Source organism: Streptomyces sp. P5F9, from assembly GCF_057961495.1.
This window is the reverse complement of record NZ_JBXVPZ010000806.1, coordinates 1-2,309: the sequence shown is the minus strand read 5'-3', so window position 1 is coordinate 2,309 and position 2,309 is coordinate 1. Positions and strand designations below refer to the sequence as shown.

Genomic DNA, 2,309 nt, shown 5'->3' with positions numbered 1-2,309 from the left:
CCGGCCTTCCGCCGCCTCGGCGAGTGCGCGCAGCTCCAGCGTCCGGATGGGGCTCGGGCCGAAGGGTCAGCACATCGTCTTCGGATGGTCGAGCGGCGAGCCGTATGCCGTCGAAGGGGTGTCCGAACAGGTGCTCGGGCCCGTGATGATGCGGAAGGCCGGCGGCCCGAGCCCCATCCGGACGCTGGAGCTGCGCGCACTCGCCGAGGCGGCGGAAGGCCGGCTCGTACCGACCGTCCAGCGATTCTCGCTGGCCGCGGCGGCGCACGCGCACCGCGCGCTGGAAAACCGGAAGACAACCGGAAAGGTGGTCCTGGAACCATGACCACACCGAGCACATCACCCGGCACACCATCGAACACACGCGCGAATACGACTGAGGATGCGATACCTACCGATTCATGGTCTTCTGACCAGATGAGCGTCACCCAATCAGGTGAATCAAGCGCAGCTGCCGGCCCCGATCCCCGCCGCTGGTGGGGGCTGGTGATCATCGCTCTCGCGCAGCTCATGGTCGTCCTCGACGCGACGATCGTGAACATCGCGCTCCCCTCCGCACAGCGCGACCTGGGCATGTCCGACGGCAACCGGCAGTGGGTCATCACCGCGTACACGCTCGCCTTCGGCGGGCTGCTCCTGCTGGGCGGGCGGATCGCCGACCTGGTGGGCCGCAAGCGGACCTTCATCATCGGGCTGATCGGCTTCGCGGGCGCGTCCGCGCTCGGCGGCGCGGCCACGACCTCGGGCATGCTCTTCGGCGCCCGCGCCCTCCAGGGCGTCTTCGCCGCCGTACTGGCCCCCTCCGCCCTCTCCCTCCTCACCACAACCTTCACGGACCCCAAGGAACGCGGAAAGGCCTTCGGGATTTACGGCGCACTCGCGGGCAGCGGTTCGGCGATCGGGTTCATCGCGGGCGGACTGCTGACCGAGTACCTGAACTGGCGCTGGTGCCTGTACGTCAACATCCCCATCGCGGTCATAGCGGTCTTCGGCGCCTTCGCGCTCCTGCACGACCGCCCCGGCCACTCCGGCGCCCGCCTCGACGTACCCGGCGTACTGCTCGGCTGCGGCGGACTGGTCGCGATCGTCTACGGCTTCAGCGAGGCGGAACCACGCGGCTGGACGGACTCACTGGTACTGGGCCTCTTCGCCGCAGGCGCGGTACTGCTCGCGTCCTTCGTCTGGTGGCAAACCAGAGCCCCCAGCCCCCTCCTTCCCCTGCACATCGTCAAGGACCGCAACCGCGCCGGCTGCTTCCTCACCATGGGGCTCGCGGTCATCGGCATGTTCGGCATGTTCCTGTTCATGACCTACTACCTCCAGGTCATCCTCGGCTACTCCCCCGTGAAGACCGGCATGGCCTTCCTGCCCCTCACGGTCGCGATCATCATCGGCTCGACCCAGATCTCGGCCCGCCTGATGCACCACGTCCCGCCGCGCACCCTGATGGTGCCGGGCGCGGTCCTGGCCGCGGCCGGCATGTCCTTCTTCACCCGCCTGACCGTCCACTCGGACTACACGACCGAACTCCTCCCGGGCCTGCTGCTGATGGGCCTCGGCATGGGCCTGATCTTCATGCCGGTGTTCGCCACCGCCACGGCCGGCGTCGCCCCGCAGGACTCGGGCGTGACCTCCGCGACCGTCAACACCGCGCAGCAGGTGGGCGGTTCGATCGGTACGGCCCTCCTCAACACGATCGCCACGACCAGCAGCACGGCCTACATCGCCGCCCACCTCCACAACCCGGCCCAGAAGGCCCTGATCGCCAGCAAGGGCATCGTCCACGGCTACACGGTCGCCATCTGGTGGGCCGTCGCCGTGATGCTGATGGCGGGACTGGTCTCGGGGTTGATGGTGACGGCCCGGGCGCCCAAGCACGGGGCGGCCGCACAGTCACCCGCGTCGGAGTCGGCGTCCGAGTCGGTGACCTGAGCCGAGCGGACCGCAGGCCGCGTACGGCGGCAAGGCGACGTGTCGGGGGGGTCCGCCCGCAGCGGTCGGCGCGTCAACACGGGCAAGTCGCTGAGCAACGGCCCCCGCGCCGATCCGAGGACGGACACCCCCCGGCGCGGCGCCGGGGGCACAACGCACCGCGGGCAAACCACAACGCACCGGCACCCACCCACACAGCCGCACCCCGAACCACCCAGGGGCGCGGGGCTGTGTCGATTTGCGGCTCCGCCGCGTGGTCGCGACCAGCCCCCACCGGACCCGCACCCGACAACGAACCGCCCCCGCACCTCAGTGCCGCCCTGCCACCCGATCCGCGAACCGCGCCAGCCGCGACGACTCCGCGCTGCGCCCACCAG

2 protein-coding genes are annotated in these 2,309 nt (G+C 70.2%); both read left to right on the top strand.

Annotated features, from left to right (window positions below; translation table 11 throughout):
• Positions 1-325, top strand: a 325-nt coding sequence (locus AC31A1_RS50350; protein ID WP_489659741.1) for a zinc-binding dehydrogenase, incomplete at its 5' end; no start/stop codon positions are given.
• Between the two features lie 92 nt (positions 326-417).
• On the top strand, positions 418-1,932 hold the full coding sequence (locus tag AC31A1_RS50345; protein WP_489659740.1) for an MFS transporter: 1,515 nt from the start codon (positions 418-420) through the stop codon (positions 1,930-1,932).
• Positions 1,933-2,309: the final 377 nt, after the last annotated feature.